Source organism: Marinobacter sp. ELB17 (assembly GCF_000169375.1).
In the GTDB taxonomy this organism is placed as follows: domain Bacteria; phylum Pseudomonadota; class Gammaproteobacteria; order Pseudomonadales; family Oleiphilaceae; genus Marinobacter.
The window spans coordinates 1-22,944 of sequence record NZ_AAXY01000033.1; the positions used below are offsets into that span (position 1 = coordinate 1).

Sequence of the window (22,944 nt, forward strand, 5' to 3'; positions counted from 1 at the left end):
AGCCACTGGCCGCACAAGATTTTATCGAGGTGTGTGATTGTTTCTCCCATATTTTTTTGAGCGACGTGCCCCAGCTTACAGGCGCCGGGCAACAAACGGCGATTGCCCGTGGCACCGAAGATGGCGTAACCCAGGTGGCCGCCGGAGACCGCCAGTTGCCTGCGCTGTCGCGCCAGGATGACGGCGTGCGCCGATTCATTGCGCTGGTAGATGAGTGCTACGACCGCAGTATTCCGCTGTACCTGAGCGCGTCCGTGCCGCTAAACCAGCTATACAGCCGGGGCGCGCTGGGTTTCCCGTTTCGCCGCACCCTGAGCCGCCTGCAAGAAATGCAGTTTCAGCGGTTTGGGCAGTAAGTTGACCCCTTCTATTGCAGAGCGAACAGATTGATGTCCATAGTGAACGGGTTGGCGAATGAGTTGGGCTTTATAGCCTCCGACCTCTGCCGCTCTAAATTCAATATTTTTAATTGCTTGAATTCTAATGGGTCGCCTTTTTATGGGTTGGCACCGACCTTGCTATGATTACTTAATAGCCATTTTAAAAGGGCAGCAACATGACCGTTGGAACAGTGCCGATTCGGGTAGAACCTGATGTATTGAGCGCTTTTGCCAATGGCCAAGGGCACTGCGTGGGCAATCTTCTCTTTCTGTCCGGTAAAGCTAGCATTAATGATGCGGGCGAAGTTGTTGGGCCAGGAGATATTGTTGCTCAGATTGAACAGGCCATGCTCAGTATCAAGCGGGCACTGGAGTCTGCGGGGTCTGGTGTCGAGCATATTATGGCAATGCGTCATCGTTATTTTTCCGAACCCTGGCCACCCGACCCGACTAATTTTCCAAAAAAAGGATTTATCCGTGAAAAAAACAATACTGGGATTCCAGCCGGGCATTGCCAACCTTCAGGTTGCCGACTTCGAAACACCACCGTTAGGCGCTAATGACGTTCTGATAAAAATACAGGCTGTCTCTTTTAATTACCGTGATTTGGAAATAATCAACGGAATATACAGTGAAGCGTTCCAGCCAGGACTGGTGCCCTTTTCAGATGGAGCTGGCGAAGTTATCGAAGTTGGTGAGGGTGTTAGTCTTTTGCAGCCTGGAGATCGTGTTGTCACCAGCTTTTGGCAGAGCTGGGCTAGTGGGGAATTAAAGTACGCAAGGTCTCCTAAAGCACTGGGTGGGCATCGGGATGGCGTATTGAGCGACTACACAGTGTTGGATGAAAGCGGTCTTGTAAAAATTCCGGACGAGATATCGCTGGCTGAAGCGGCCACTTTTCCGTGTGCGGGCGTAACGGCCTGGCAAGCTTTGGTGGTGAAAGGGCAAATAAAAGCGGGTGAGTGGGTTCTGATACAAGGAACGGGAGGGGTATCAACGTTTGCCCTGCAAATCGCAAAAATGCACGGGGCCCGAACAATACTGCTGTCCTCTAGCGATAAAAAACGCGCTTCCATGGAAAAAATGGGGGCAGACCATACGATTAACTACATCGATTGCCCCGATTGGGAGACAGCCGTAAGGGATTTCACCAACGGAATAGGCGTTGATCATGTTGTCGAAACCGGCGGGCCATCCACGTTTGAAAAATCGCTTAAGTCTATTCGCATGGGTGGACAGGTGTATGTGATTGGTTACAAGGGTGGAAAAGGCGGAGATATTAATCCACTGCTGATTCTGGCAAACCAAGCAGAGGTAAAGGCAATAGGCGTAGGCCCGACAAGTTCTTTGACTCAAATACTCAATGCGTACCAGGCGCTTCGTCAGCCGCCAGTTGTTGATAAAATTTATGACTGGGGCGACTTCGCCGAAGCACTCGAATATTTCTCTACGGGCGAGCATATTGGGAAGGTGGTGATCGAGAAGCGATAACGTGCGCTGTGGCCTTGTCAAAAATCTGTAACCCACTACAGTTAGGCTTATAAATTGTACTTCATCGTTTTTCATTGCTCATAAGGACAGGCCAAATCATGAAATTCCTTCGTCAATTCAAGGTTTTGACACTGGTTACTGCTGTAACAGCGACGTTTTCGATGTCGGCCCAGGCTGAAACACTTCGGCTGCTGACATGGGGCGGTTACGCGCCACAGGATGTGGTTGAACAGTTTGAGAAAGAAACTGGCATCGAAGTAAAAATAACCCTCTCCAATAACGAAGACATGATTTCAAAGCTGCGCGCCACACGCGGCGCGGGCTTCGACCTGGCCCAACCAAGCCAGGACCGCATTGTTAGCGCCCAGGCTGACTTCGATATTTATAAGCCGATGGATCTGAGCAGAATCGACACGGCGAATATCATCCCCTCCATGCTGGCCGCCACTAAAAAGAACACCGAATTTGAAGGCGAGGTGTACGGTGTTCCGCACGTTTGGGGCACCAGTGGCCTGATCGTCAACCGCGAGGCCTTAGGCACGGTGAAAGATTACACCGACCTGTGTGATGACTCGTTAAGTGGTTCTGTGTCTTATCGCTTAAAGCGCCCCACATTGATTGGTTTTGCGTTCGCACTGGGTGAAGACCCTTTCGCAGCCTACGGCGACACGGCGAAATACCAGGCCATTCTGGATAAGGTGGAAGAAAAACTGGTCTCCTGTAAGAGCAACGTAAAAGCCTATTGGTCCGGCGGCGATGCCTTGCTAAACCTGATGCGCTCCGGCGAAGTGTCTGCGGCCATGGCGTGGGATGCGGGTGGCTGGAAGCTTAATTCAGAAAACCCGGACATTACTTTTGTGGCGCCCGCCTCCGGTGCGCTGGGCTGGATTGACACCTTTGTGCTGCCGCGCAAAACCAAAGCAGAAGACGCCGCTTACAAGTGGATCAACTTTGTAATGCAGCCCGAAGTTGCGGCTCGTATTACCGAGTCTGCTGGTAACTTTACGGCATCCAAAGGCAGTGATGAATTTGTCAATGACACGCTGAAGGCCCAGTTCAAACAGAGCTTTCCAGAAGCAGACCTGGATAATATCAACTGGTACCCGCCTGTTCCCGCCGGTTTGGAGGAGATGGAAGGTAAGGTACTCGATCGGGTGAAAGCCGCAAAATAAGCTCGATTAAGGTTGTTGTCTATGTCGGATCACGCAAGCGCATCGAGCGCCGATGCGGGGGTTCAGGAAGATCTTGCCTGCACCCTGCTGAGCAAACATTTTGGTGATTTTACCGCGGTTGACGGGGTGTCGTTCAGCATCCCTCGCGGGTCGTTTTTTTCCATTCTTGGCCCCTCGGGCTGCGGCAAAACAACGCTGTTGCGAATGCTGGCCGGTTTTCAACAGCCGGATTCCGGCGATATTCTGATCAAAGGCCAGTCGGTGCTGAATACGCCGCCGAACAAGCGGCCCGTTAACATGGTGTTTCAGCATCTGGCGCTGTTCCCCACCATGTCGGTGGCCGAAAACATTGCTTACGGGTTGAAACGCAAAGGCGTCCCCAAACGTGAACACGCCACCCTGATTGATGAAGTGCTGGCCAAGGTTCACCTGCCCGGGTACGGCGACAAGCGCATTGACCAGCTCTCTGGCGGGCAAAAACAGCGCGTAGCCATAGCTCGCTGCCTGGTGTTGAACCCCGCCGTGTTGTTACTCGATGAGCCGTTAGGCGCTCTGGATTTGAAATTGCGCGAGCAAATGAAAATTGAGCTCAAACGGCTGCAGCGTGAGTTCAACACCACGTTTGTTTACATCACCCACGACCAGTCTGAAGCACTGGTTATGTCTGACCAAGTAGCAGTAATGAACAAGGGCCAGTTTGAACAGGTCGGCACGCCGCAAGAGCTTTATTACCAGCCAAAAACCGCCTTTGTGGCAGGCTTTGTTGGCGACAGCAATCAGTACGCAGGCAAAGTGCAGTCGCAGTCTGGCGACGCTGTCACCATTGTGACCGAGCAGGGCGTTCGTCTGTTGAGCCACGCCAACCAACCGTTGCTGGCGGGCGCACCTGTTACGTTGTTTGTTCGGCCGGAAGTGATGCAGATCAGCACATCCAGGCCAGCAACGGAACAAGACAATTGCCTGGCCGTCACCGTTTCGCGCGTATTGTTTGATGGTGCACAAAGCCGGGTTCAGGTGGAAACCGCCGAAGGCGCCGAGCTAACAGTAGCGCTGCCGCAGACCGCAGACTTTCAGGCATTAGAGCCGGGCCGATCGGTGCATGTCAGTTGGCAAGCCAGCCAGTGCCTCTGTTTCGTCGCACCCGCGGATACGAAGCCGCTGGGCACGCAATGAGCAAAACCAGCGGCAACTTCAACCGTACCCAGTACCGCCTGGGCTTTTGGTTGCTGCTGGCGCCTATCGTGCTGTGGCTCAGCCTGCTGATTATTCTGCCGCACATCGATATGGTGCTGGTGTCACTGCGCGAGCGCATTGCATCGCGGGAATATGCGTTCAGCTTTGGTAACTACACCGCGTTTTTTACCGAACCTCTGTATTGGAATACCTTTGTTCGCACCGCGGTGATGTCGATTGTCGCCACAGTGATGACGTTGATTATTGCCTTCCCTGTCTCGTTTTACATTGCCAAAGTGCTCACCGGAAGGCCGCGGATTGCCTTGTTTATACTGTGCCTGTTGCCGTTCTGGGTCAGCGAACTGGTGCGTACTTACGGCTGGATGATACTTCTGCGGGAAACCGGGCTGATCAGCGGCGCTCTGCAGTGGTTCGGGCTTGCGGATCAACCCGTTGAAATGCTGTATAACGACGTCGCCATCATGGTGGGGCTTATCTACACCTCCATGCTTTTCATGGTGGTGCCACTGGTAACCACCCTCGACAGCCTGGACAACAGCCTGATTGAAGCCGGTTACGATTTGGGCGGCAGCAGTTTTCACGTGATGCGCAGCATTGTAATTCCCCACGCCATGCCTGGCATTATGAGCGGCTGCATCGTGGTGTTTATGCTCACGCTCGGAAACTACCTGACCCCCACGTTACTGGGCGGCAAATCCAGCCTGTGGTTTACCGAGCAGATCTACACCCAGTTTATTACCCGCTTTAACTGGGAGCAGGGCGCCGCTTTCGGCATTTTGCTGCTGATACTCTCGTCACTCATCGTCTGGTTGGGCCTGAAAATCACCAGGCAATCGTTTACACGGGTGATGTCATGATTCCCTCGATTCCCAGCAGCCGTTTCTTTCGGGTTTCCTACCTGAGTTATGTAACGCTGTTTTTCATTTTTTTAATCACGCCCCTGGTGGTTGTGGCGGCGTTCTCGTTTAACGACGCATTATTTCCGTCGCTGCCGTGGAATGGTTTCACCTGGGACTGGTATCTGGGTAAGGGCGATCCCAGGCTCGGCCTGTTTCACGATAACGCCCTGCTCGACAGTATTGGTGTGAGTGTTCAGGTGGCCATTGTCACCACCATGGCCAGTCTGGCACTGGCCACCTGCAACGCCTTTTTGTTCGAGCGCGAACAGTTTCCGGGTAAGAACTTTCTCTACGTGCTGATGCTGATGCCTCTGGTGATCCCGGGGGTAATACTCGGGGTGTCTATTCTGGTATTCAGCAGCACCGTGGCCAACTGGTTTGAGGTTCAGTTTGGTATAGAAATAGAAGCCCTGCGCCCGGGCTTGGTATTGGTCACTCTTGGTCAGTTTGCGTTCCTGACCACCATTGCCACCTTGGTGATCTCTGCGCGCCTGCGCAAATTCGACATTACCCAGGAAGAAGCCGCTATGAACCTGGGCGCCAGCCGCCTGACCGCAATCGCCACCGTTACCCTGCCGTTCCTGAAGCCCGCGCTATTTGGAGCCGGCGTTGTGGCATTTCTGATGTCGTTTGAAAACTTCAACACGACGTTGATGCTGGTGGGCTCCGATGCCCCTCTGACCATCGCCATGTTTGACCGCCTGCGGGAAGGTTCAACGCCTGTACTTAATGCGGTGTCGGTTCTGTTGATGGTGGGGTCCGCGTGCCTGGCGCTGGTGTCGCTGTTCGTGCAGCGCCCGGCCAAGCCGTAATCGGCACCCATAACATGTCGCAGAAGATTGCGTGTTTTTCACTTGCCCCTGCTTGGTATTCACATCAATAACCTGAAAGTTGTGCTAAATTCACGTAAGAAGCCGAGGGTTGCATCGTCACAGACACATTTTGGAAATAGTATGCTTATACCCAGAGATAGGACATGATCGGTCAAAAAACACACAGGCATTTGGCAAATGCGGCAATTACCTCATCCTGCACCAAATATTGTTTCGTTGTACTTGCCGTTGTCAGCTTGGTCGCAAGCATTGCGATATGGCCGTTATCTGTAAGTCACTCTTTTATTGAGCATGGGTTTTACTTTTTGTTGATGGCCACGTTTGCCATTACCTGCACAATCATTGCTTACCATATCCACGTTACTCATCGCATCCAAAGAGAAGCACTAAAGCAGGCCGATTCCGTATCAGCGGCCAGCCTGAAGAGTGAGCAACTCATTAGAACCATCATTAATAGCACCCTGAAGTGGTTAAATGGATGTGACCAGCCCAGTTAAGGAATAATACCCTGAACCTGGAGAACCTACATGACCACAAGAAAGCTGTACTCAAAAGAATTTAAGCTGGACGCCATCAGCCTTGTGCTGGAGCAGGGATATTCAAGAGCCCACGCGGCGCGCAGTCTGGAGATCAACCCAAACATGCTGGGGCGTTGGATAAAAGAGCATGAATCGGTGGATGGGCAAGCTTTCAGAGGGAATGGCAAACTGACCGCTGAACAGTTAGAAATCCGTCAGTTGCGAGAAGAAAATCGTCGCCTAAAAATGGAGAAAGACATCTTAAAAAAAGCGACGGTCTTCTTTGCCAAAGAAACGCATTAAAGTATGCGTTCATCACCCGGCATAAGAAGACCTGGCCAGTCGACGTAATGAGTCGGCTTTTGGGTGTCAGTCGCAATGCCTATTATCGGTACTGCCAGCGTCAACGCGAACGGCTGCCGGATGCGGAGCACGAGGCGATGATTGAGGCTGTGAAGGAGGTCGCTCAAAGTAGCGACAAGAGCTATGGCTCCAGGCGGATGAAGCACGCTCTGAACGCTCTGGGCTATCCAGTGGGTCGGCGAAAGGCGCGGTCTCTAATGCGCGAGGCCGGCGTTAAAGCCCGGTACCGGAGGAAGTTTAAGGTCACCACCAACAGCGACCACAAGCAGCCGGTGTTCGACAACGTACTGGCACGAGACTTTAGCGCTGCTGAGCCTGATCAAGCATACGTCGGTGACATCACTTACATTTGGACCCGAGAGGGCTGGCTGTATCTGGCGGTGTTCATCGATTTGTTCAGTCGACGGATAGTAGGTTGGAGCATGGGGTCGCGGATGACCACTAGGTTGGTAACAGACGCCTTGAACATGGCCATTTGGCAGCGGCAACCAAAGCCCGGTTTAGTCATCCATTCGGATTATGCCGAGGAAAACGTTAAGCCGAGAAACCGTGGCCCTGCCCACTGTTCCTTGAGAACTAGGGCTATTTCTTCGGCCTAATGTTTGAGGCCAGTTCTGGTGTTATCTTCGTCGTATCCACAGATGAACGAAGGGAATTGCTATGGACACGATGGTCAGCAATATTGGTGGGCGGGTTGTTGTCGCGCTGGAAGCGGCCGGCTACGCGGAGTCGACGATGGGTCAGTACCGTAAGTCACTTCGGTATCTGGCGCTGTTGGCACAGAAACAGGCCGGAGTGTATTCGCCTGGTTTGGGCGCTGAGTTCGCTTCGATGACGACGAGTCCGCGGACGGGTATGTTCAGTGCGCAGCGCCGTTCTGATTATGGCCGGTTGGTGCGACTTTTCGACGGCTACCTGCTGACCGGGCGGGTGGACCTCTCGACGAAAAAGCGCGGTGGGGGTGGGGATGGTCCGCAGTCCGAGGATTTCACCGCGTTATTGGCCTCGTGGTCAAAGGAGATGGAGCAACGTGGCCTGGCAGTGGCCACGCGGAGTGCCTATGGTCATGCGGCCTGCGACTACCTTCTCTATTTGGAGGGCACCGGGCTGACGTCGTTGGCCATGGCTGACGGTGCCAGTATCCTTAGATTTCTCGAATCGTTGCGGGGACGGTGGGCTGAAACTGCGATGTGGACTGTGGTCACGAATTTCCGTCCGTTCCTGAATTTCACGCGACGTGGTGACCTGCTGAATGCCCTGAAAATGGCTAACGTCAAGCGTCACCACGGAATCGTACCTCTCCTGGGAAATGACGAAGAATTGGCCGTTGTCCACGCCTGCACTCATGGCGAGGTTTCTGCACGGGACGCGTCGATCGTGTTGCTTACGCTAGTGACGGGCTTACGGGCGTGCGACCTGATCGCCCTGAGATTGAAGGACATCGACTGGCGCGGTTCAACGATCGGTATCGTGCAGCGGAAAACCGGTAATCCGCTGACGCTTCCGTTGCTCCCTGTGATCGCTGGGAAGCTTGCAAAGTATGTTCTCAATGAGCGGACGAATTCCAAGGACGACCCTCTGTTTTTGCGTATGCTCGCGCCTCATACCGAGCTGGCAGATCATTCTTCCATTTATGAAGTGACGAGGAAGGTCTTCGCAGCTGCCGGGGTGGACCGCACGAAGGTTGGGACCAGGCTGCTCCGCCATAATGCGGCGTCGAAACTCCTTCGTGCAGGAACACCTCTGCCAACGATATCGGCAGTACTTGGCCACTCAAGCCCGGATTCCACCAACGTGTATCTGAGCACGGATACCGGGCACCTGCGCGCCTGCGTGCTCCCGCTGCCGCTCGATCAGGGAACGCTGCGATGAACGGGCCCAGCTTCACTAGCGTGTTCGCGCCCGACCTGGAGCGTTACCTCGCCTTCAAGACAAGCATGGGCTTTCACGGCAATTCCCGCGTGTGGTATTTGAGGAATTTTGACCGCTACTGCTCTGAACGCGGCCTGAAAAACTTCGACCGAATCACTGTTGAAGGGTGGGTCGTCCTCAGACAATCGAGCCAGCCCAATAGCTCTCGATCGTGGATGTCTTACATCAGGGATTTTGGCCGATGGGAACGAATCAACGGCAACCAGAATGCGTACGTTTTATCGGACGACTGGAAGGCCGGCTTCGTCCGCACCCAGCCATACCTGCTGACGCACGAAGAAATCAGCATGTTCTTTCACGCTGCGGCACGGTTGGAAACGACATCACCGTGGAAGTGGCAAGCTGTCGCGTTCTTCGCACTTATGCATTCCTGCGGACTTCGCACTTGCGAGACGCGCAGGCTGAAAGTGGGCGACGTGAACCTCGCTGACGGCGTCATCGACGTGCATTGGTCCAAGGCCAATCGCAGCCGGCAGCTTCCCCTCACCGAACAGATCGTTGGCATCTTGACTGATTGCGATCACGCATCACGCCACGTCTTCGGGAACGATCGAACCGTGTTCTTCCAGTCCTCTACTGGAAGCCCGGTGACGCCAGCATGGATTGGGGTCATGTTCAGCCGGATCTGGGACGAAGCCGGCCTGCCGCGGTCCTTAGAAGGAAAGCAACCGCGCCCGTATGACTTTCGGCATCACTTTGCTTACGCCAACATCGAACGGTGGATGGCCGAAGGCATTGACGTTAACGCAATGCTGCCCTACCTGGCCCGATATATGGGCCATGCTTCGCTGGACAGCACCTATTATTATATCCACACATCTCCGAATTTCATGAACGGATACGCCGACATTACTCGTGAAAGTCAGAGGATTCTGCCGGAGGTGGGATTCGAATGAAACGCGACATCAGGAACGCCACCCCAAATTTCTGGGGTTATGCCCGAAACTATTTGCATGAATACATGCCCAAAGTCAGGGCACTGTCTCCAAAAACCATCGAAGCGTATCGGATCTCTTTGGAATGCTTCGTGGACTACCTCATCGAGGTGCAGCACATCCAGCGCAAGGACATCAGCTTCGATCACTTCGAACGAAAGTTTATCAAAGGCTGGCTCATTTGGATGCGCGAGACCAAAAGGTACCAGCCAAGAACCTTGACCCTGCGATTGACGGCGGTCAAAGCGTTCCTCAGTTACGTCTCCCGCGAAGACCTCAGGTTGGTCGCACTGAACGACGCAGCCAAGACGCTCAAGGCCCCGACCCCACCGAAAAAGCCCATCGAATACCTTCCGGAGAACGAAACCGCATCGATCCTTGCGGCTTTCGACGGCTCCACCATGAAGTCTCGACGCAACCGAATGCTCTTGATACTCCTCTACGAGACCGCAGCACGCGTCGGTGAGATCACCGGCCTTACCCTGGGCGAGCTCAAACTGACGAAACCGGCGCACCTGACGCTCAGCGGAAAAAGAGATAAGAGCCGTGTCGTGCCCTTGGGTGACAAAACAGTCGAACACCTTCAGGTTTATCTCAACGAATTCTACCCTCACTGGGCAAACCTGCCCGCCGTGCGCCCGCTGTTTTACAGCCGCCATCTCGGCGAGCCCATCCGGCTCTCGGAAGACAGCGTCTCAGCGATACTCAAGAAGGCTGGGGACCTCGCCCGAGGCACCTGTTCTTCGATCCCCGTCACACTGCATTGCCACATGATGCGCAAAACCAAGGCGATGGATCTCTACAAGCAAGGGATCCCACTGCCGATCATCATGCAACTGCTCGGACATGAAAGCATGAGCACTACCTCAGCCTTCTACGCTTTCGCCACCCTGGACATGATGAGAGCCGCCATGAACGCAGCAACACCCGGCATCAGCCAATCGGATATGGAATGGCTCAGCGAAGAAAAACTGCAAATGCTCTACACGCTCAGATAAACACCGGAATTGTTATGCCGAAGAATAGCCCCAGTTCTCAAGGAACAGTGGGCAGGGCCACGGTTTCTCGGCTTAACGTTTTCCTCGGCATAATCCGAATTAAGCCGAATTCGGCTTAATTCGGATCGAGGTTCTCAGTATGCCAGCAACGCTTATCGGCGGTTGCTACACGCTAACGGCTTTGTTGGCAGCATGAGCCGCAAAGGCGATTGCTGGGACAATGCGGTCGCTGAGAGCTTTTTTGCGAGCTTGAAAAAGGAGCGTGTGCAGTGGCGAAGCTACCAGACCCGCACGGAATCACAGCGGGACATTCTGGATTATGTTGTGATGTTTTATAACAGTCGACGGCTGCACTCTACGCTGGGTTATATCAGCCCGATGGGCTATGAAGCAGCGGTTGTCGAACTGAGGAAAGCCGCTTAACTGGGTTGTCACAAAGTGCTTGACCACTCCACCCCAAACATGATGGGTTATTGGGACCGGGATTTACGTTGCCGTTATGCGAACAATGCCTTCAGTGAATGGTTTGGCATGCCGCCTGAGGACGTTATCGGAATTCGGTTTCAGGATTTGGTCAGCGAGCAACTTTATGCCATGAACGAGCCTCATATTCGTGCTGTGCTGGCTGGCGAACCCCAGCGCTTCGAACGCACCCTGAACAAAGCCGATGGCAGCGTGGGGCATATTATCGGGAACTATATTCCGGATTTTGAAGCCGACGGTACGGTTCAGGGATTTTCTATTCAGGCCAGCGAAATAACGGTTCTGAAGGAGGTTGAGGCAAAGCTCAAGCTGGCCGCGTGTGTTTTCGACAATACGCTCGATGGTGTCTTGATTACCGATGTTAACGGCGTGATTTTATCGGTTAATCCAGGGTTCGTTGAAATTACGGGCTACACCCTTGAGGAATCCGTCGGGCAAACGCCTCGTATCCTGCATTCCGATCGGCATGACCAGGCGTTTTATGAGTCCATGTGGGAGGAAATAAACGCCAAGGGGCGCTGGCATGGCGAGATATGGAACCGCCGTAAAGACGGGGAGCTTTACCTGCAGCGCATGACCATCAGCATGGTGCTTGATGATGCCGGTGAACCCATGCGTTATGTGTCTGTATTCAGCGACATTACGGCGCTTTGGCAAAAAGACGAGCACATCCGGCACTTGGCGTTTCACGATGCTTTGACCGACCTGCCCAACAGAACCTTATTGATGGACCGGATTAACCAACAGATTCTCCACGCCAATCGCGAAGAGAGCCATTTCGCACTGATGTTTCTCGACCTTGACGGGTTTAAGCTGGTAAACGACCAACTGGGTCATAAGTTTGGGGACGACCTGTTAAAAGACGTGGCGAAACGGTTGCTGGCGCTGGTGCGAAGCTCCGATACCATAGCCCGTGTGGGTGGCGATGAGTTTATATTCCTCCTTAACAACCCACGGGGAAGAGACGAAATTACCGAAGTCGCGAACCGTATTGTTGCCTCGATTAATGAGCCTATAGAGATTCTTGGTGTCGTGGTCCAGATAGGCGTATCGCTGGGTATTGCCACTTTCCCCGCTGACGGGGACAGCTCCTCGGATTTAATCATAAATGCCGATAGTGCAATGTATGCCGCCAAAAGCGTGGGTAAGAATAATATCCGGTTCTTTTCCGCTGAGCACTAGCACCTTCTGAAGCCTGTGTTGCTGAAACAACCCCACCCCCTTATTTGTAAATCTGACTTTGCATATCTTTGCGTGCACCAACTGTGAGCATGGGGCTTTTGACTGCGTGTGTTTTGGTGCGTTGCGCTTACAAATTGTTTCAATTTTATTCGGTCTTATTCGTTTTTTTGGCTTTAACATATTGAATTTGCTGATGAATGATCATGGTTGGAACGTTCCATGCAGAGTGAGGGTTGTATTGCTGACGAACAGCGCAATCCATCACGACGCAAAGGAAGACGAAATGAGCATCAGAAAACACGTAAAACTGGGCCTCTCTGCACTGGCGCTATCCATTTCTTTTAGTGCCGTCGCCGCGGAAGACCCCATCAAGGTTGGTATTTTGCATTCCCTTTCCGGAACCATGGCCATCAGCGAATCCGCCTTGAAAGACACCATGCTGATGCTGATCGAAAAACAGAACGCAGCGGGTGGTATCCTGGGCCGCCAGCTTGAGCCGGTGGTGGTTGACCCCGCATCTAACTGGCCGCTGTTTGCTGAAAAAGCCCGCGAGCTGTTGGCGAAAGACAAAGTAGACGTTATTTTTGGCAACTGGACCTCGGTGTCACGAAAGTCGGTACTGCCCGTTATCGAAGAGCTTAACGGCTTGCTGTTTTACCCGGTTCAGTATGAAGGCGAAGAGTCGTCTGAAAACGTGTTCTACACTGGCGCCGCGCCCAACCAGCAGGCAATACCTGCCGTTAACTACCTGATGAACGACATCGGCGTTGAGCGTTGGGTGTTGGCCGGTACCGATTATGTGTACCCGCGCACCACCAACAAGATTTTGGAAACCTACCTGAAAGCCCAGGGCGTGGCCGCCGAAGACATCATGATTAACTACACGCCTTTCGGCCATTCTGATTGGCAGGCGATTGTGTCGGATATTAAAGCGTTCGGCAGTGCCGGCAAGAAAACGGCGGTTGTTTCCACCATTAACGGCGACGCCAACGTTCCTTTCTACCGCGAGCTGGGCAACCAGGGCATCAATGCCGCTGACATTCCGGTAGTCGCCTTCTCTGTGGGTGAGCAGGAGCTGTCGGGTATCGATACAGGCCCACTGGTCGGCCACCTGGCGGCCTGGAATTATTTCATGAGCGTAGATGCCGAAGCCAACTATGACTTCATCGACGCCTGGGTTGCTTATACCGGTAAGGAAGATGCCGTCACCAACGACCCGATGGAAGCTCATTACATTGGTTTTAACATGTACGTGGAAGCGGTGAAAAAAGCCGGCACCACCGATGTGAACGCAGTGAAAGACGCCATTATCGGCGTTGCCGTGCCTAACCTCACCGGTGGTATCGCCACCATGATGCCCAACCACCACATTACCAAGCCGGTACTGATTGGCGAGATTCAAGACAACGGGCAGTTCTCCGTGGTGTGGCAAACGCCGTCAACGGTTGTGGGCGATGCCTGGTCTGATTTCCTGCCAGGGTCAAAAGACCTGATCAGCGACTGGCGCAAGCCGATGTTCTGCGGCAACTTCAATGTGGTCACTGGAACCTGCGGCGGTAAAGCGGCGGTGGCTGCCGAATAAGGCCAAAACGGCCATACCTTTTTGCGGGCGGGAGTGGTTCCCCGTCCGTCTTTTTAACACAGCCTCTTTTAGTACAGCGTTTTTCGCCTGACCTCTTTATTTATACAAAAACAGGAATCAACCATGGGCATCATCCGATTGCTCAGTCAGCTTCTGCTTGTCTGTTCTCTGTTCTGGCCGGGCTTTGCTCAGGCCCAGGTGGAAGACACCGAAGCGCAACAACTGCTCACGGCACTGGCGGACTCGTCATTTGCAGAAAAAAAAGCCGTGGTTAATCGCATAGCCAGCAGCGGCGATGAACGCGCCCGGGGCTGGCTGGAATCGTTTGCCAGCAACAAACTGGCCCGCATTGAATCCAGCGGGCAATTCATCATCGTGACGGACAATCGCGGCCGAGACTGGACCGTGCAAAGCGCACTGACCGGTGAAAATTTGGGCGAATTCTCCCGCCGGGACATCGACACCGTTCGCGTTAACAACGCGTTACGTGGCGAACTGGAAGACATCCTGTCGGTGATTGACCTGAAAAGCCCTGACCAAAGCAGCCGCTTAACCGCCGCCCGTGCCCTTAAAGGCAGCGTAGACAGTGCACTCGCCGAGCGCGTGCCGGGCCTTATCGATAGCGAACAGAGCGAGCCAGTTCGTGCCGCGCTTACGGAAGCACTGGCCATCTACCGCGTAGCCGAGCAGGGCGATCTGGCGGCAGTTGAAACCTTGTCTGGCAGCCTGAATTCGCAAGCCCGCGCTGCCCTGCAGCAAGCCATGCGCAGTGACGATCCGGCGCTGGTTGCGGCTGCCACCAAAGCTATGGACAGCATCGAGCAAAAACTGACTCTGAACCGCGCCGCCGAAACACTGTATTTCGGCCTGTCAATGGGCTCGGTTCTGGTGTTGGCCGCCATCGGCCTGGCCATTACCTTTGGCGTAATGGGCGTTATCAACATGGCCCACGGCGAACTGATTATGCTGGGTGCCTACACCACTTGGGGCATGCAGCAGCTGCTTCCGGGCCAGCCGGGCCTGGCGCTGATTCTATCCATTCCGGCCGGTTTTCTGGTGGCGGCTCTGGCCGGCGTGGTGATTGAACGTACCGTTATCCAGTACCTGAAAGGCCGCCCGCTGGAAACTCTACTGGCCACCTTTGGTGTCAGCCTGATTCTGCAACAGTTGGTGCGCACAGTGGTTTCCCCGCTGAACCGCACGGTGATTACACCGGAGTGGATGAGTGGCTCGGTGATGATCAACGAAGCTCTGTCACTCACTCTCAACCGGCTTTACGTGATTGGGTTTGCCCTGGTGGTGTTCGCCGGGCTGATGCTGATTATGCGTAAAACCCGCCTGGGGCTAGAGGTTCGGGCGGTTACCCAGAACCGGGCCATGGCCCGTTCCATGGGTATAAGAGCCACCCGCGTCGACATTCTCACCTTTGCCTTGGGTTCTGGCGTTGCCGGCCTGGCGGGCGTGGCCTTATCACAGATTACCAACGTCGGCCCCAACCTGGGCCAGAGCTACATCATCGATTCGTTCATGGTGGTGGTGTTCGGCGGTGTGGGCAATCTGTGGGGCACGCTGCTGGCCGGATTGACGCTGGGCACCATCAACCAGCTGCTGGAACCCTGGGTGGGTGCGGTGCTGGCCAAGATTATGGTGCTGGTGATGATCATCCTGTTCATTCAGAAACGGCCTCGGGGATTGTTTCCCCAGAAAGGCCGTGCGGCGGAGGGGTAAGGTGTCTCGTTTAGCCAATCTTATAATTCACTGCGTGACACAAGTTTCTCGCAGTGAATCAAATAATCAGCCAGAAGGGACACCGGTATGTGGCTAACAAGACCTTTAGCTGAACGCTCCACCCGAACATTTCTGGGTGTTCTGTTCGCGGCGCTGGTGATCGTCACAGTGCTGCACGTTTTTACGCCGCAAGACAGCGCGCTGCACGTTAGCGCTTACACCGTCACCCTGTTGGGCAAGTATCTGTGTTACGCCTTGCTTGCCGTGGCGGTGGATTTGGTGTGGGGTTACCTGGGCATTCTGAGCTTGGGCCACGGCGCGTTTTTTGCCCTCGGCGGCTACGCCATGGGCATGTATCTGATGCGCCAGATTGGCGATCGCGGCACCTACGGCGACCCGGTTCTGCCGGATTTCATGGTTTTTTTGAACTGGCAGGAGTTGCCATGGTACTGGCTGGGTTTCGACATGGCCTGGTTTGCCTTTGCAATGGTGCTGCTGGCGCCCGGCCTGTTGGCGCTGGTGTTCGGCTTTCTGGCGTTTCGGTCGCGGGTGACGGGTGTTTACCTGTCCATCATCACCCAGGCGCTGACTTTTGCGCTGATGTTGGCGTTCTTCCGCAACGAAATGGGCTTTGGCGGTAACAACGGCCTGACCGATTTCCGCGACATTCTGGGCTTCAATCTGCGCACCGATGCCACTCGCCTGGGGCTGTTCCTGGCCACCGGTGTGGCGCTGGCGATTGGGTTCGTGATTTGCCGCGGCATTGTCACCAGCAAACTGGGCCGCGTGGCGGTGGCCTGCCGCGACGCCGAAGCGCGAACCCGCTTTCTGGGTTACCGGGTGGAACGGGTGCAGTTATTCGTATTCGTGATATCGGCCATGCTGGCCGGCGTAGCGGGCGCCTTGTATGTGCCCCAGGTGGGCATCATCAACCCCAGCGAATTTTCGCCGTTGTTCTCGATCGAAATTGTGGTTTGGGTAGCCTTGGGTGGTCGCGCCACGCTTTACGGTGCGGTGATTGGTGCAGTACTGGTGAACTACGCCAAAACCGTCCTTACTGGCGTGATGCCAGACGCCTGGCTGTTCGCCTTGGGCGGTTTGTTTGTTCTGGTTACGGTGTTTCTGCCCAAAGGCATTGCCGGGTTGGTGTTCAAGCCTAAAAAGGCCGCTGCTCCCGCCAACAATCCCGACTCGCAAGAGGCCACCGTATGAGCTTTTTGAAGGAACTCGCCAATCGCGACAAAGTGTTCAACTTTCTGATTCCAGAAGTATCACCGGTTGACGTTCGCCACGGGCCTATTCTGTATTTGGAAGACGTCAGCGTGAGCTTTGACGGTTTCAAGGCCATCAACAACCTGAACCTGACCATCGACGACGGCGAGCTGCGCTGCATCATCGGGCCAAACGGCGCGGGCAAAACCACCATGATGGACATCATCACCGGTAAAACCCGACCGGATACCGGCTCGGTCTGGTTTGGCAGCCGCCATAACCTGCTGACCAAAAGCGAGCCTGAAATCGCTTCGCTGGGCATTGGCCGCAAATTCCAGAAGCCCACGGTGTTTGAAGCACTCACAGTGTTCGAAAACCTGGAATTGGCCATGGCGGCGGACAAGCGCGTACTGCCTACGCTGACCGCGGTACTGAACGGCGAATGCCGCGACCGCATTGACGAAGTGCTGGAGACAATTGGTCTGCGCAACCTGCGCGCTGCTTTGGCTGGCATTTTGTCCCACGGCCAGAAACAATGGCTGGAGATTGGCATGCTGCTGATGCAAAAACCGCGTTTGTTGCTGGTAGACGAACCCGTGGCTGGTATGACCGAACAGGAAATGGAACGCACCGCCGAATTGCTCACCACTCTTGCCGGCAAACAGTCCGTTGTGGTGGTGGAACACGACATGGGCTTTGTGCGCTCCATTGCCCGCAAAGTCACCGTGTTGCACCAGGGCAGCGTGCTGGCGGAAGGCACCATGGACCAGGTGTCTAACCACCCGGACGTTATCAAGGTGTACTTGGGGGAGGAAGCCTGATGCCAACTGAGAGCCTCATGCCAATGAAAAGCCTGATGCTGAAAATCCAGAAAATCGACCAGTATTATGGCGAAAGCCACACCCTCTGGGATCTGGAGCTGGATGTGCCCGAGGGTCAGTGTACCTGTGTTATGGGCCGCAACGGCGTGGGTAAAACCACACTGATGAAATGCATCATGGGTGAAGAAACCGTCAACAGCGGTTCCATCACGTTCGCCCAGGAAGTCGAGCTTACCCAGAAAAAAATTGAAGACCGTTCTCGCCTTGGCATAGGCTACGTGCCCCAGGGCCGGCAGATTTTCCCGCTGCTGACGGTGGAAGAAAACCTGCGTACCGGCCTGGCGGTGCGCAAAGACGGCAGCAAAAAAATCCCCGAGCGCGTGTACGAACTGTTTCCGGTGCTGGAAGAAATGCGCCACCGCCGCGGCGGCGATCTCTCTGGCGGCCAGCAACAACAACTGGCCATTGGCAGGGCCTTGGTGATTGAACCCCGTTTGCTGATTCTGGACGAGCCGGGGGAGGGCATTCAGCCCAACATCGTCGCTCAGATTGGTGAGGTTATTCGCACGCTGATCAAAGAAGACGGCCTGACGGTGCTGCTGGTGGAGCAAAAACTGCCCTTCGCCCGCAAATACGCTGACCGCTTCGCCATCCTCGACCGCGGCCGCCGCGTAGCCGAAGGCGAAATTGCCGGTCTGACCAACGAACTCATTAAAAAGCACCTGACGGTATGACCGTATTTCAGCGCGTCGCGCCTGTGGATCAGCGCACAGCGCCCCTGCACTCGCCAGAACAGGATTCCGGCCACCGCTTCGACCCACAAAGGCGTTGGGCTGCGGCTCTGTCTTTGGGTTTTGACCTGCGCAGCGACGGACCAGGCAGCACCGTTACCCGATTAGCGCACCGCAGGCATCATGGCCCGTTAAGAGTGCAGCGGCCGTTTTACCCGGAAGGCCGCAACGGCTGCTGTCACGTGTACCTGCTACACCCGCCGGGTGGACTGGTCAGCGGTGACGAACTGCGTATTGAGGCCACCGTGGAAGAAGGCGCGCACGTGCTGCTAACCACACCCGCCGCGGCCAAACTCTACAAAGCTGACAGCCACGGCGTTGCTTGGGGGCAGCACACCCGCTTGCACGTCGCCAGCAACGCCACACTGGAATACCTGCCGCAGGAAACTCTGGCGTTTGACGGCTCCCGGGGCGAACAAACCACCACCATCGAACTGCAAACCGGCGCCAAATGCCTGGGCTGGGAAATTCTCGCCCTTGGCCGCCCGGCCAGCCAGTTGCCGTTCACATCTGGCCATATGGAACAGCGTTTCCAATTGCGGATGGACGGCCAGCCGTTATGGCTGGAACGCCAAATTATGAGCCCGCAACACCGCCGCTTCAAAGGCCCGTGGGGGCAGGGTGGCGCAACCGTCCAGGCTACCTTGTGGGTGGTTGGCCTGGAACACGAAGCCGCCGCGATAGAAGCGTTGCGAGCTGCACTGCCGGCAAACCCGCGGTGGGCCGTCACTCGTCGCCGGGGCGTTGTGTTGTTGCGTTATCTGGGACACGAAAGAAACGAAGCCTGGGCTTTATGCCAGCAAGCCTGGGAGTTATTGCGGCCCTTGCTGACCGGCAAAGCGGCGATAGTGCCGCGGATATGGCTGACCTGAGATCAGAGGAATAACAAAATGGAACTGACACCAAGAGATAAAGACAAGCTGCTGCTGTTCACCGCCGGCCTGCTGGCCGAGCGGCGCAAAGCCAAAGGCCTGAAACTGAATTACCCCGAAGCCATCGCCCTGATCAGCACCGAAATTATGGAAGGCGCGCGGGAAGGCCGAACCGTTGCCGAGTTGATGAGCAGCGGTGCGGAAATTCTGACCCGCGACGACGTGATGGACGGCATCGCCGAGATGATTCCTGAAGTGCAGGTAGAAGCCACCTTCCCGGACGGCACCAAACTGGTGACCGTTCACAACCCCATTGTATGAGGGCCGCGCCATGATCCCCGGAGAGTACCAACTGAAAGACGGCGACATAGAACTCTGCGCCGGCCGCAAACGTATCACCGTCGACGTTGCCAACACCGGCGACCGCCCGATACAGATCGGCTCCCACTATCATTTCGCCGAAGCCAACCCGGCGCTGAAGTTTGACCGGCCCAAAGCAACAGGCTACCGGCTTGACGTCGCTGCGGGCACTGCCATTCGCTTCGAACCGGGCCAATCACGGCAGGTCACCCTGATCCCGTTTGCCGGCAGCCGAAACATTTACGGTTTCAGGGGCGAAGTGATGGGAAATCTGGAGGCGAAGACATGAAAATCACAAGACAAGCCTACGCCGACATGTACGGCCCCACCACCGGCGACCGAGTCCGGCTGGGCGACACCGAGCTGTGGATAGAAGTAGAAAGCGACGCCACCCACTACGGCGACGAAGTAAAATTCGGCGGCGGCAAAGTCATCCGTGACGGCATGGGCCAAAGCCAGCGAGCCGACGACACCGTAATGGACACCGTCATCACCAACGCCCTGATTCTGGATTGGTGGGGCATCGTTAAAGCCGACGTTGGCCTACAAAACGGCCGTATCGCCGCCATCGGCAAAGCCGGCAACCCCGACACCCAGCCAGATGTCACCATCGTTATCGGCCCTGGCACCGAAATCATCGCCTGCGAAGGCAAAATCCTCACCGCCGGCGGCATCGACGCCCACATCCATTTCATCTGCCCCCAGCAGATTGAAGAAGCCCTGATGAGCGGCATTACCACCATGCTCGGCGGTGGCACCGGCCCGGCCACCGGCACCAACGCCACCACCTGCACACCCGGTGCCTGGCACATGGGCAAAATGCTTCAGGCCGTCGACAGCATGCCGATGAACATCGGCTTCCTCGGCAAAGGCAACGCCAGCCTGCCCGAAGCCCTGGAACTGCAAGTAAAAGCCGGCGCCATCGGCCTGAAACTGCACGAAGACTGGGGCACCACCCCGGCCAGCATCGACAACTGCCTGACGGTGGCGGACAAATACGACGTACAGGTGGCCATTCACACCGACACCCTGAACGAATCCGGCTTTGTGGAAGACACCTTGGCCGCGTTCAAAGAACGCTGCATTCACACCTACCACACCGAAGGCGCCGGTGGCGGCCACGCGCCAGACATCATCACCGCCTGCTCTAAACCCTACGTGCTGCCGTCATCCACCAACCCCACGCGGCCCTACACCGTGAATACCATCGACGAACACCTCGACATGCTGATGGTGTGCCACCACCTGGACCCGAACATCCCGGAAGACGTCGCCTTCGCCGATTCACGCATTCGGCGCGAGACCATCGCCGCGGAAGACATCCTGCACGACCTGGGCGTTATCTCGATGATTGCTTCCGATTCCCAGGCCATGGGCCGGGTGGGCGAAGTGGTGTGCCGCACCTGGCAAACCGCTCACAAAATGAAACAGCAGCGGGGCCTGCTACCGCAAGATGAAAGCCTGGGTGCCGACAACTTTCGCGCCAAACGCTACATCGCCAAGTACACCATCAACCCCGCCATCACCCACGGCATCAGCCACGAAGTGGGCTCGGTAGAAGTGGGCAAGATGGCAGACCTGGTGTTGTGGAACCCGGCGTTTTTCGGCGTAAAGCCGGCCCTTATTGTGAAAGGCGGGATGATTGCAGCCGCGCCCATGGGTGACCCCAACGCCTCTATCCCCACGCCCCAGCCCGTGCACTACCGCCTGATGTTTGGCGCTTTCGGCAAAGCGGCCAGCGCCACGCGCCTGACGTTCGTCAGCCAGGCTGCGTTAGATGCCGGCGTTGGCAAAGCACTGGGCCTGGACAGCCCGCTGGCGGCCTGCAAGAACGTTCGGCAGGTGCGCAAAGCCGACATGAAACTGAATGACGCCTGCCCGCACATCACCGTAGACCCGCAAACCTACGAAGTGTATGCAGACGGCGAACTGCTCACCTGCGAGCCGGCCAGCGAATTGCCGCTGGCCCAGCGCTACCATTTGTTTTAAGGCGTAACTGTTTTAACGCGCAAACGGAGAATCCTATGCTGGAACTAATAGAACGCATCCACAACATCGACAGCGCAGAAATTCACGACAACCTGATACTGCCTTACGAGCTGCGTATGCGCGGCCGTCTGCGCGCCACCACCGAAACCAGCCTTGATGTAGGCCTGTTTCTGGACCGTGGCCCGGTACTGCGTGATGGCGACCTGCTGCAAGCCCGAACCGGCGAAGTTATCCGCATTCGCGCCGCCGACGAGCCGGTGGTAACCGCACGCGTTGCCGCCGGCCTGCCGCTGGCGCGCCTGTGCTTCCACCTGGGTAACCGCCACGTGTCACTGGCCATTGGCGAAGACAAGCAGGGCGGCTGGATTCGCTTCCCACCAGACCACGTGCTGGAAGAACTGGCCGAGCATCTGGGCGCCACTCTTATACACCACAACGCCAAATTCGACCCCGAACCGGGTGCTTATTCGCCGGCCGCGCACAACCATGAGCATTGACAGCCAACCAAGCGCTTCGAGCGACCTGGCATTGCTGGGCCTGATGCAACTGGTCAGCCCCGCGCTGCCCATCGGTGCGTTTGCCTGGTCCCAGGGCCTGGAAAGCGCGTTTGAGTTGGGCTGGGTGACAACCGAAGCCGACCTACGCGAATGGCTGGAAGGCGTTCTTGAAGATGGCCTAAGCCGCTGCGAGCTGCCCCTGCTGGCACGGCTGCAAACGGCCTGGGCAACGGACGATGCAGAAGCCATTGCCCAGTGGAACACCTGGCTACAAGCGATCCGTGAAACCGCCGAACTGAGTGACGAAGACACCCGCCTGGGCGCTGCCCTGGTGACGTTGCTACGCAGCCTGGGCCTGCTGCCGGGCGCGAACCTGATTCCAAACCAACCGGGTTACATCACCATGTTCGCCTGGGTAGCCCATTACCGACAGGTACCGCCGCGCCAAACGCTCATTGGCTTTGCTTGGGCCTGGCTGGAAAATCAGCTGTCTGTCGCCTGCAAAGCGCTGCCCCTCGGCCACACAGCCGCCCAGCGCATCACCGAACACATGCGCCCACTGCTGGTGACCGCCGTAGAGGTTGCCCTGCAAAGGGAAGACGATGAACTCGGCCCCATTCTGCCGGGGCTGGCGCTGGGCAGTGCGTTGCACGAAACACAGTATTCGAGACTTTTTAGAAGTTAACTTTTTCAGAAACTGACGTCTTCAAAA

Annotated in this window: 23 protein-coding genes and 2 pseudogenes; all 25 read left to right on the forward strand. The window is 55.8% G+C overall.

Translation table 11 applies throughout. The features are described from left to right. Positions 1-356 (forward strand): AFG1/ZapE family ATPase (zapE, locus tag MELB17_RS20440; RefSeq protein ID WP_007352254.1); only part of this gene is annotated, 356 nt, incomplete at its 5' end. A 200-nt stretch (positions 357-556) separates the two neighbouring features. After that, complete coding sequence (locus MELB17_RS25190; RefSeq protein ID WP_227498999.1) at positions 557-940, forward strand: RidA family protein; 384 nt, start codon at positions 557-559, stop codon at positions 938-940. Further along, positions 858-1,871 (forward strand): zinc-dependent alcohol dehydrogenase family protein, encoded by a 1,014-nt coding sequence (locus MELB17_RS20445; RefSeq protein ID WP_036185738.1) that lies wholly within the window; start codon positions 858-860, stop codon positions 1,869-1,871. Before MELB17_RS25190 ends, MELB17_RS20445 begins: the two co-directional genes overlap by 83 nt. A 98-nt stretch (positions 1,872-1,969) precedes the next feature. Continuing rightward, positions 1,970-3,043, forward strand: coding sequence for an extracellular solute-binding protein (locus tag MELB17_RS20450; RefSeq protein WP_007352256.1), 1,074 nt, complete (start codon positions 1,970-1,972; stop codon positions 3,041-3,043). A 21-nt stretch (positions 3,044-3,064) separates the two neighbouring features. Beyond that, entirely contained in the window at positions 3,065-4,216 is a 1,152-nt protein-coding gene (locus MELB17_RS20455; protein ID WP_007352257.1) for an ABC transporter ATP-binding protein, read from the forward strand. Further along, positions 4,213-5,094 (forward strand): ABC transporter permease, encoded by an 882-nt coding sequence (locus MELB17_RS20460; protein ID WP_007352258.1) that lies wholly within the window; start codon positions 4,213-4,215, stop codon positions 5,092-5,094. Before MELB17_RS20455 ends, MELB17_RS20460 begins: the two co-directional genes overlap by 4 nt. After that, positions 5,091-5,948, forward strand: coding sequence for an ABC transporter permease (locus MELB17_RS20465; RefSeq protein WP_007352259.1), 858 nt, complete (start codon positions 5,091-5,093; stop codon positions 5,946-5,948). The genes MELB17_RS20460 and MELB17_RS20465 overlap by 4 nt, the downstream gene beginning before the upstream one ends. A gap of 164 nt (positions 5,949-6,112) precedes the next feature. After that, the gene (locus MELB17_RS20470; RefSeq protein WP_007352260.1) at positions 6,113-6,466 is read left to right on the forward strand and encodes a hypothetical protein; all 354 of its coding nucleotides are present in this window, start codon (positions 6,113-6,115) and stop codon (positions 6,464-6,466) included. A 30-nt stretch (positions 6,467-6,496) separates the two neighbouring features. Then, a pseudogene (locus MELB17_RS25880) lies at positions 6,497-7,368 on the forward strand (IS3 family transposase); the annotation flags it as partial. 142 nt (positions 7,369-7,510) lie between these two features. Next, entirely contained in the window at positions 7,511-8,722 is a 1,212-nt protein-coding gene (locus MELB17_RS20485) for a tyrosine-type recombinase/integrase (protein ID WP_007348149.1), read from the forward strand. Continuing rightward, complete coding sequence (locus MELB17_RS20490) at positions 8,719-9,678, forward strand: tyrosine-type recombinase/integrase (protein WP_007348148.1); 960 nt, start codon at positions 8,719-8,721, stop codon at positions 9,676-9,678. Before MELB17_RS20485 ends, MELB17_RS20490 begins: the two co-directional genes overlap by 4 nt. Continuing rightward, the gene (locus MELB17_RS20495) at positions 9,675-10,715 is read left to right on the forward strand and encodes a tyrosine-type recombinase/integrase (RefSeq protein WP_007348147.1); all 1,041 of its coding nucleotides are present in this window, start codon (positions 9,675-9,677) and stop codon (positions 10,713-10,715) included. The genes MELB17_RS20490 and MELB17_RS20495 overlap by 4 nt, the downstream gene beginning before the upstream one ends. A gap of 114 nt (positions 10,716-10,829) precedes the next feature. Next, positions 10,830-11,138 (forward strand): annotated as a pseudogene (locus tag MELB17_RS20500) (IS3 family transposase); the annotation flags it as partial. A 15-nt stretch (positions 11,139-11,153) separates the two neighbouring features. Continuing rightward, positions 11,154-12,380: a diguanylate cyclase domain-containing protein gene (locus tag MELB17_RS20505; protein WP_227499000.1), complete on the forward strand. Its 1,227-nt coding sequence runs from the start codon at positions 11,154-11,156 to the stop codon at positions 12,378-12,380. 283 nt (positions 12,381-12,663) lie between these two features. Next, positions 12,664-13,962, forward strand: a complete 1,299-nt coding sequence (gene urtA / locus MELB17_RS20510) for an urea ABC transporter substrate-binding protein (protein ID WP_007352264.1) — start codon at positions 12,664-12,666, stop codon at positions 13,960-13,962. 123 nt (positions 13,963-14,085) lie between these two features. After that, positions 14,086-15,690, forward strand: coding sequence for an urea ABC transporter permease subunit UrtB (gene urtB / locus MELB17_RS20515; RefSeq protein ID WP_007352265.1), 1,605 nt, complete (start codon positions 14,086-14,088; stop codon positions 15,688-15,690). An 87-nt stretch (positions 15,691-15,777) separates the two neighbouring features. Beyond that, positions 15,778-16,902 carry an urea ABC transporter permease subunit UrtC gene (gene urtC, locus MELB17_RS20520; protein ID WP_007352266.1) on the forward strand — a complete coding sequence of 375 codons (1,125 nt, stop codon included), beginning with the start codon at positions 15,778-15,780 and terminating at the stop codon, positions 16,900-16,902. After that, positions 16,899-17,723, forward strand: coding sequence for an urea ABC transporter ATP-binding protein UrtD (urtD, locus tag MELB17_RS20525; RefSeq protein WP_007352267.1), 825 nt, complete (start codon positions 16,899-16,901; stop codon positions 17,721-17,723). Before urtC ends, urtD begins: the two co-directional genes overlap by 4 nt. A 35-nt stretch (positions 17,724-17,758) precedes the next feature. After that, positions 17,759-18,457 (forward strand): urea ABC transporter ATP-binding subunit UrtE, encoded by a 699-nt coding sequence (gene urtE / locus MELB17_RS20530; protein ID WP_036185751.1) that lies wholly within the window; start codon positions 17,759-17,761, stop codon positions 18,455-18,457. Then, entirely contained in the window at positions 18,454-19,386 is a 933-nt protein-coding gene (locus MELB17_RS20535) for an urease accessory protein UreD (RefSeq protein ID WP_007352269.1), read from the forward strand. The genes urtE and MELB17_RS20535 overlap by 4 nt, the downstream gene beginning before the upstream one ends. A gap of 18 nt (positions 19,387-19,404) precedes the next feature. After that, positions 19,405-19,707 (forward strand): urease subunit gamma, encoded by a 303-nt coding sequence (gene ureA / locus MELB17_RS20540; RefSeq protein WP_007352270.1) that lies wholly within the window; start codon positions 19,405-19,407, stop codon positions 19,705-19,707. 10 nt (positions 19,708-19,717) lie between these two features. Next, positions 19,718-20,035 (forward strand): urease subunit beta, encoded by a 318-nt coding sequence (locus MELB17_RS20545; RefSeq protein ID WP_007352271.1) that lies wholly within the window; start codon positions 19,718-19,720, stop codon positions 20,033-20,035. Next, the gene (gene ureC, locus MELB17_RS20550) at positions 20,032-21,735 is read left to right on the forward strand and encodes an urease subunit alpha (protein ID WP_007352272.1); all 1,704 of its coding nucleotides are present in this window, start codon (positions 20,032-20,034) and stop codon (positions 21,733-21,735) included. The genes MELB17_RS20545 and ureC overlap by 4 nt, the downstream gene beginning before the upstream one ends. Before the next feature lie 35 nt (positions 21,736-21,770). Then, positions 21,771-22,232, forward strand: coding sequence for an urease accessory protein UreE (gene ureE / locus MELB17_RS20555; protein ID WP_007352273.1), 462 nt, complete (start codon positions 21,771-21,773; stop codon positions 22,230-22,232). Continuing rightward, a complete protein-coding gene (locus MELB17_RS20560; RefSeq protein ID WP_007352274.1) occupies positions 22,222-22,917 on the forward strand; it encodes an urease accessory protein UreF in 696 nt (231 codons plus the stop codon). The genes ureE and MELB17_RS20560 overlap by 11 nt, the downstream gene beginning before the upstream one ends. Positions 22,918-22,944 lie beyond the last annotated feature (27 nt).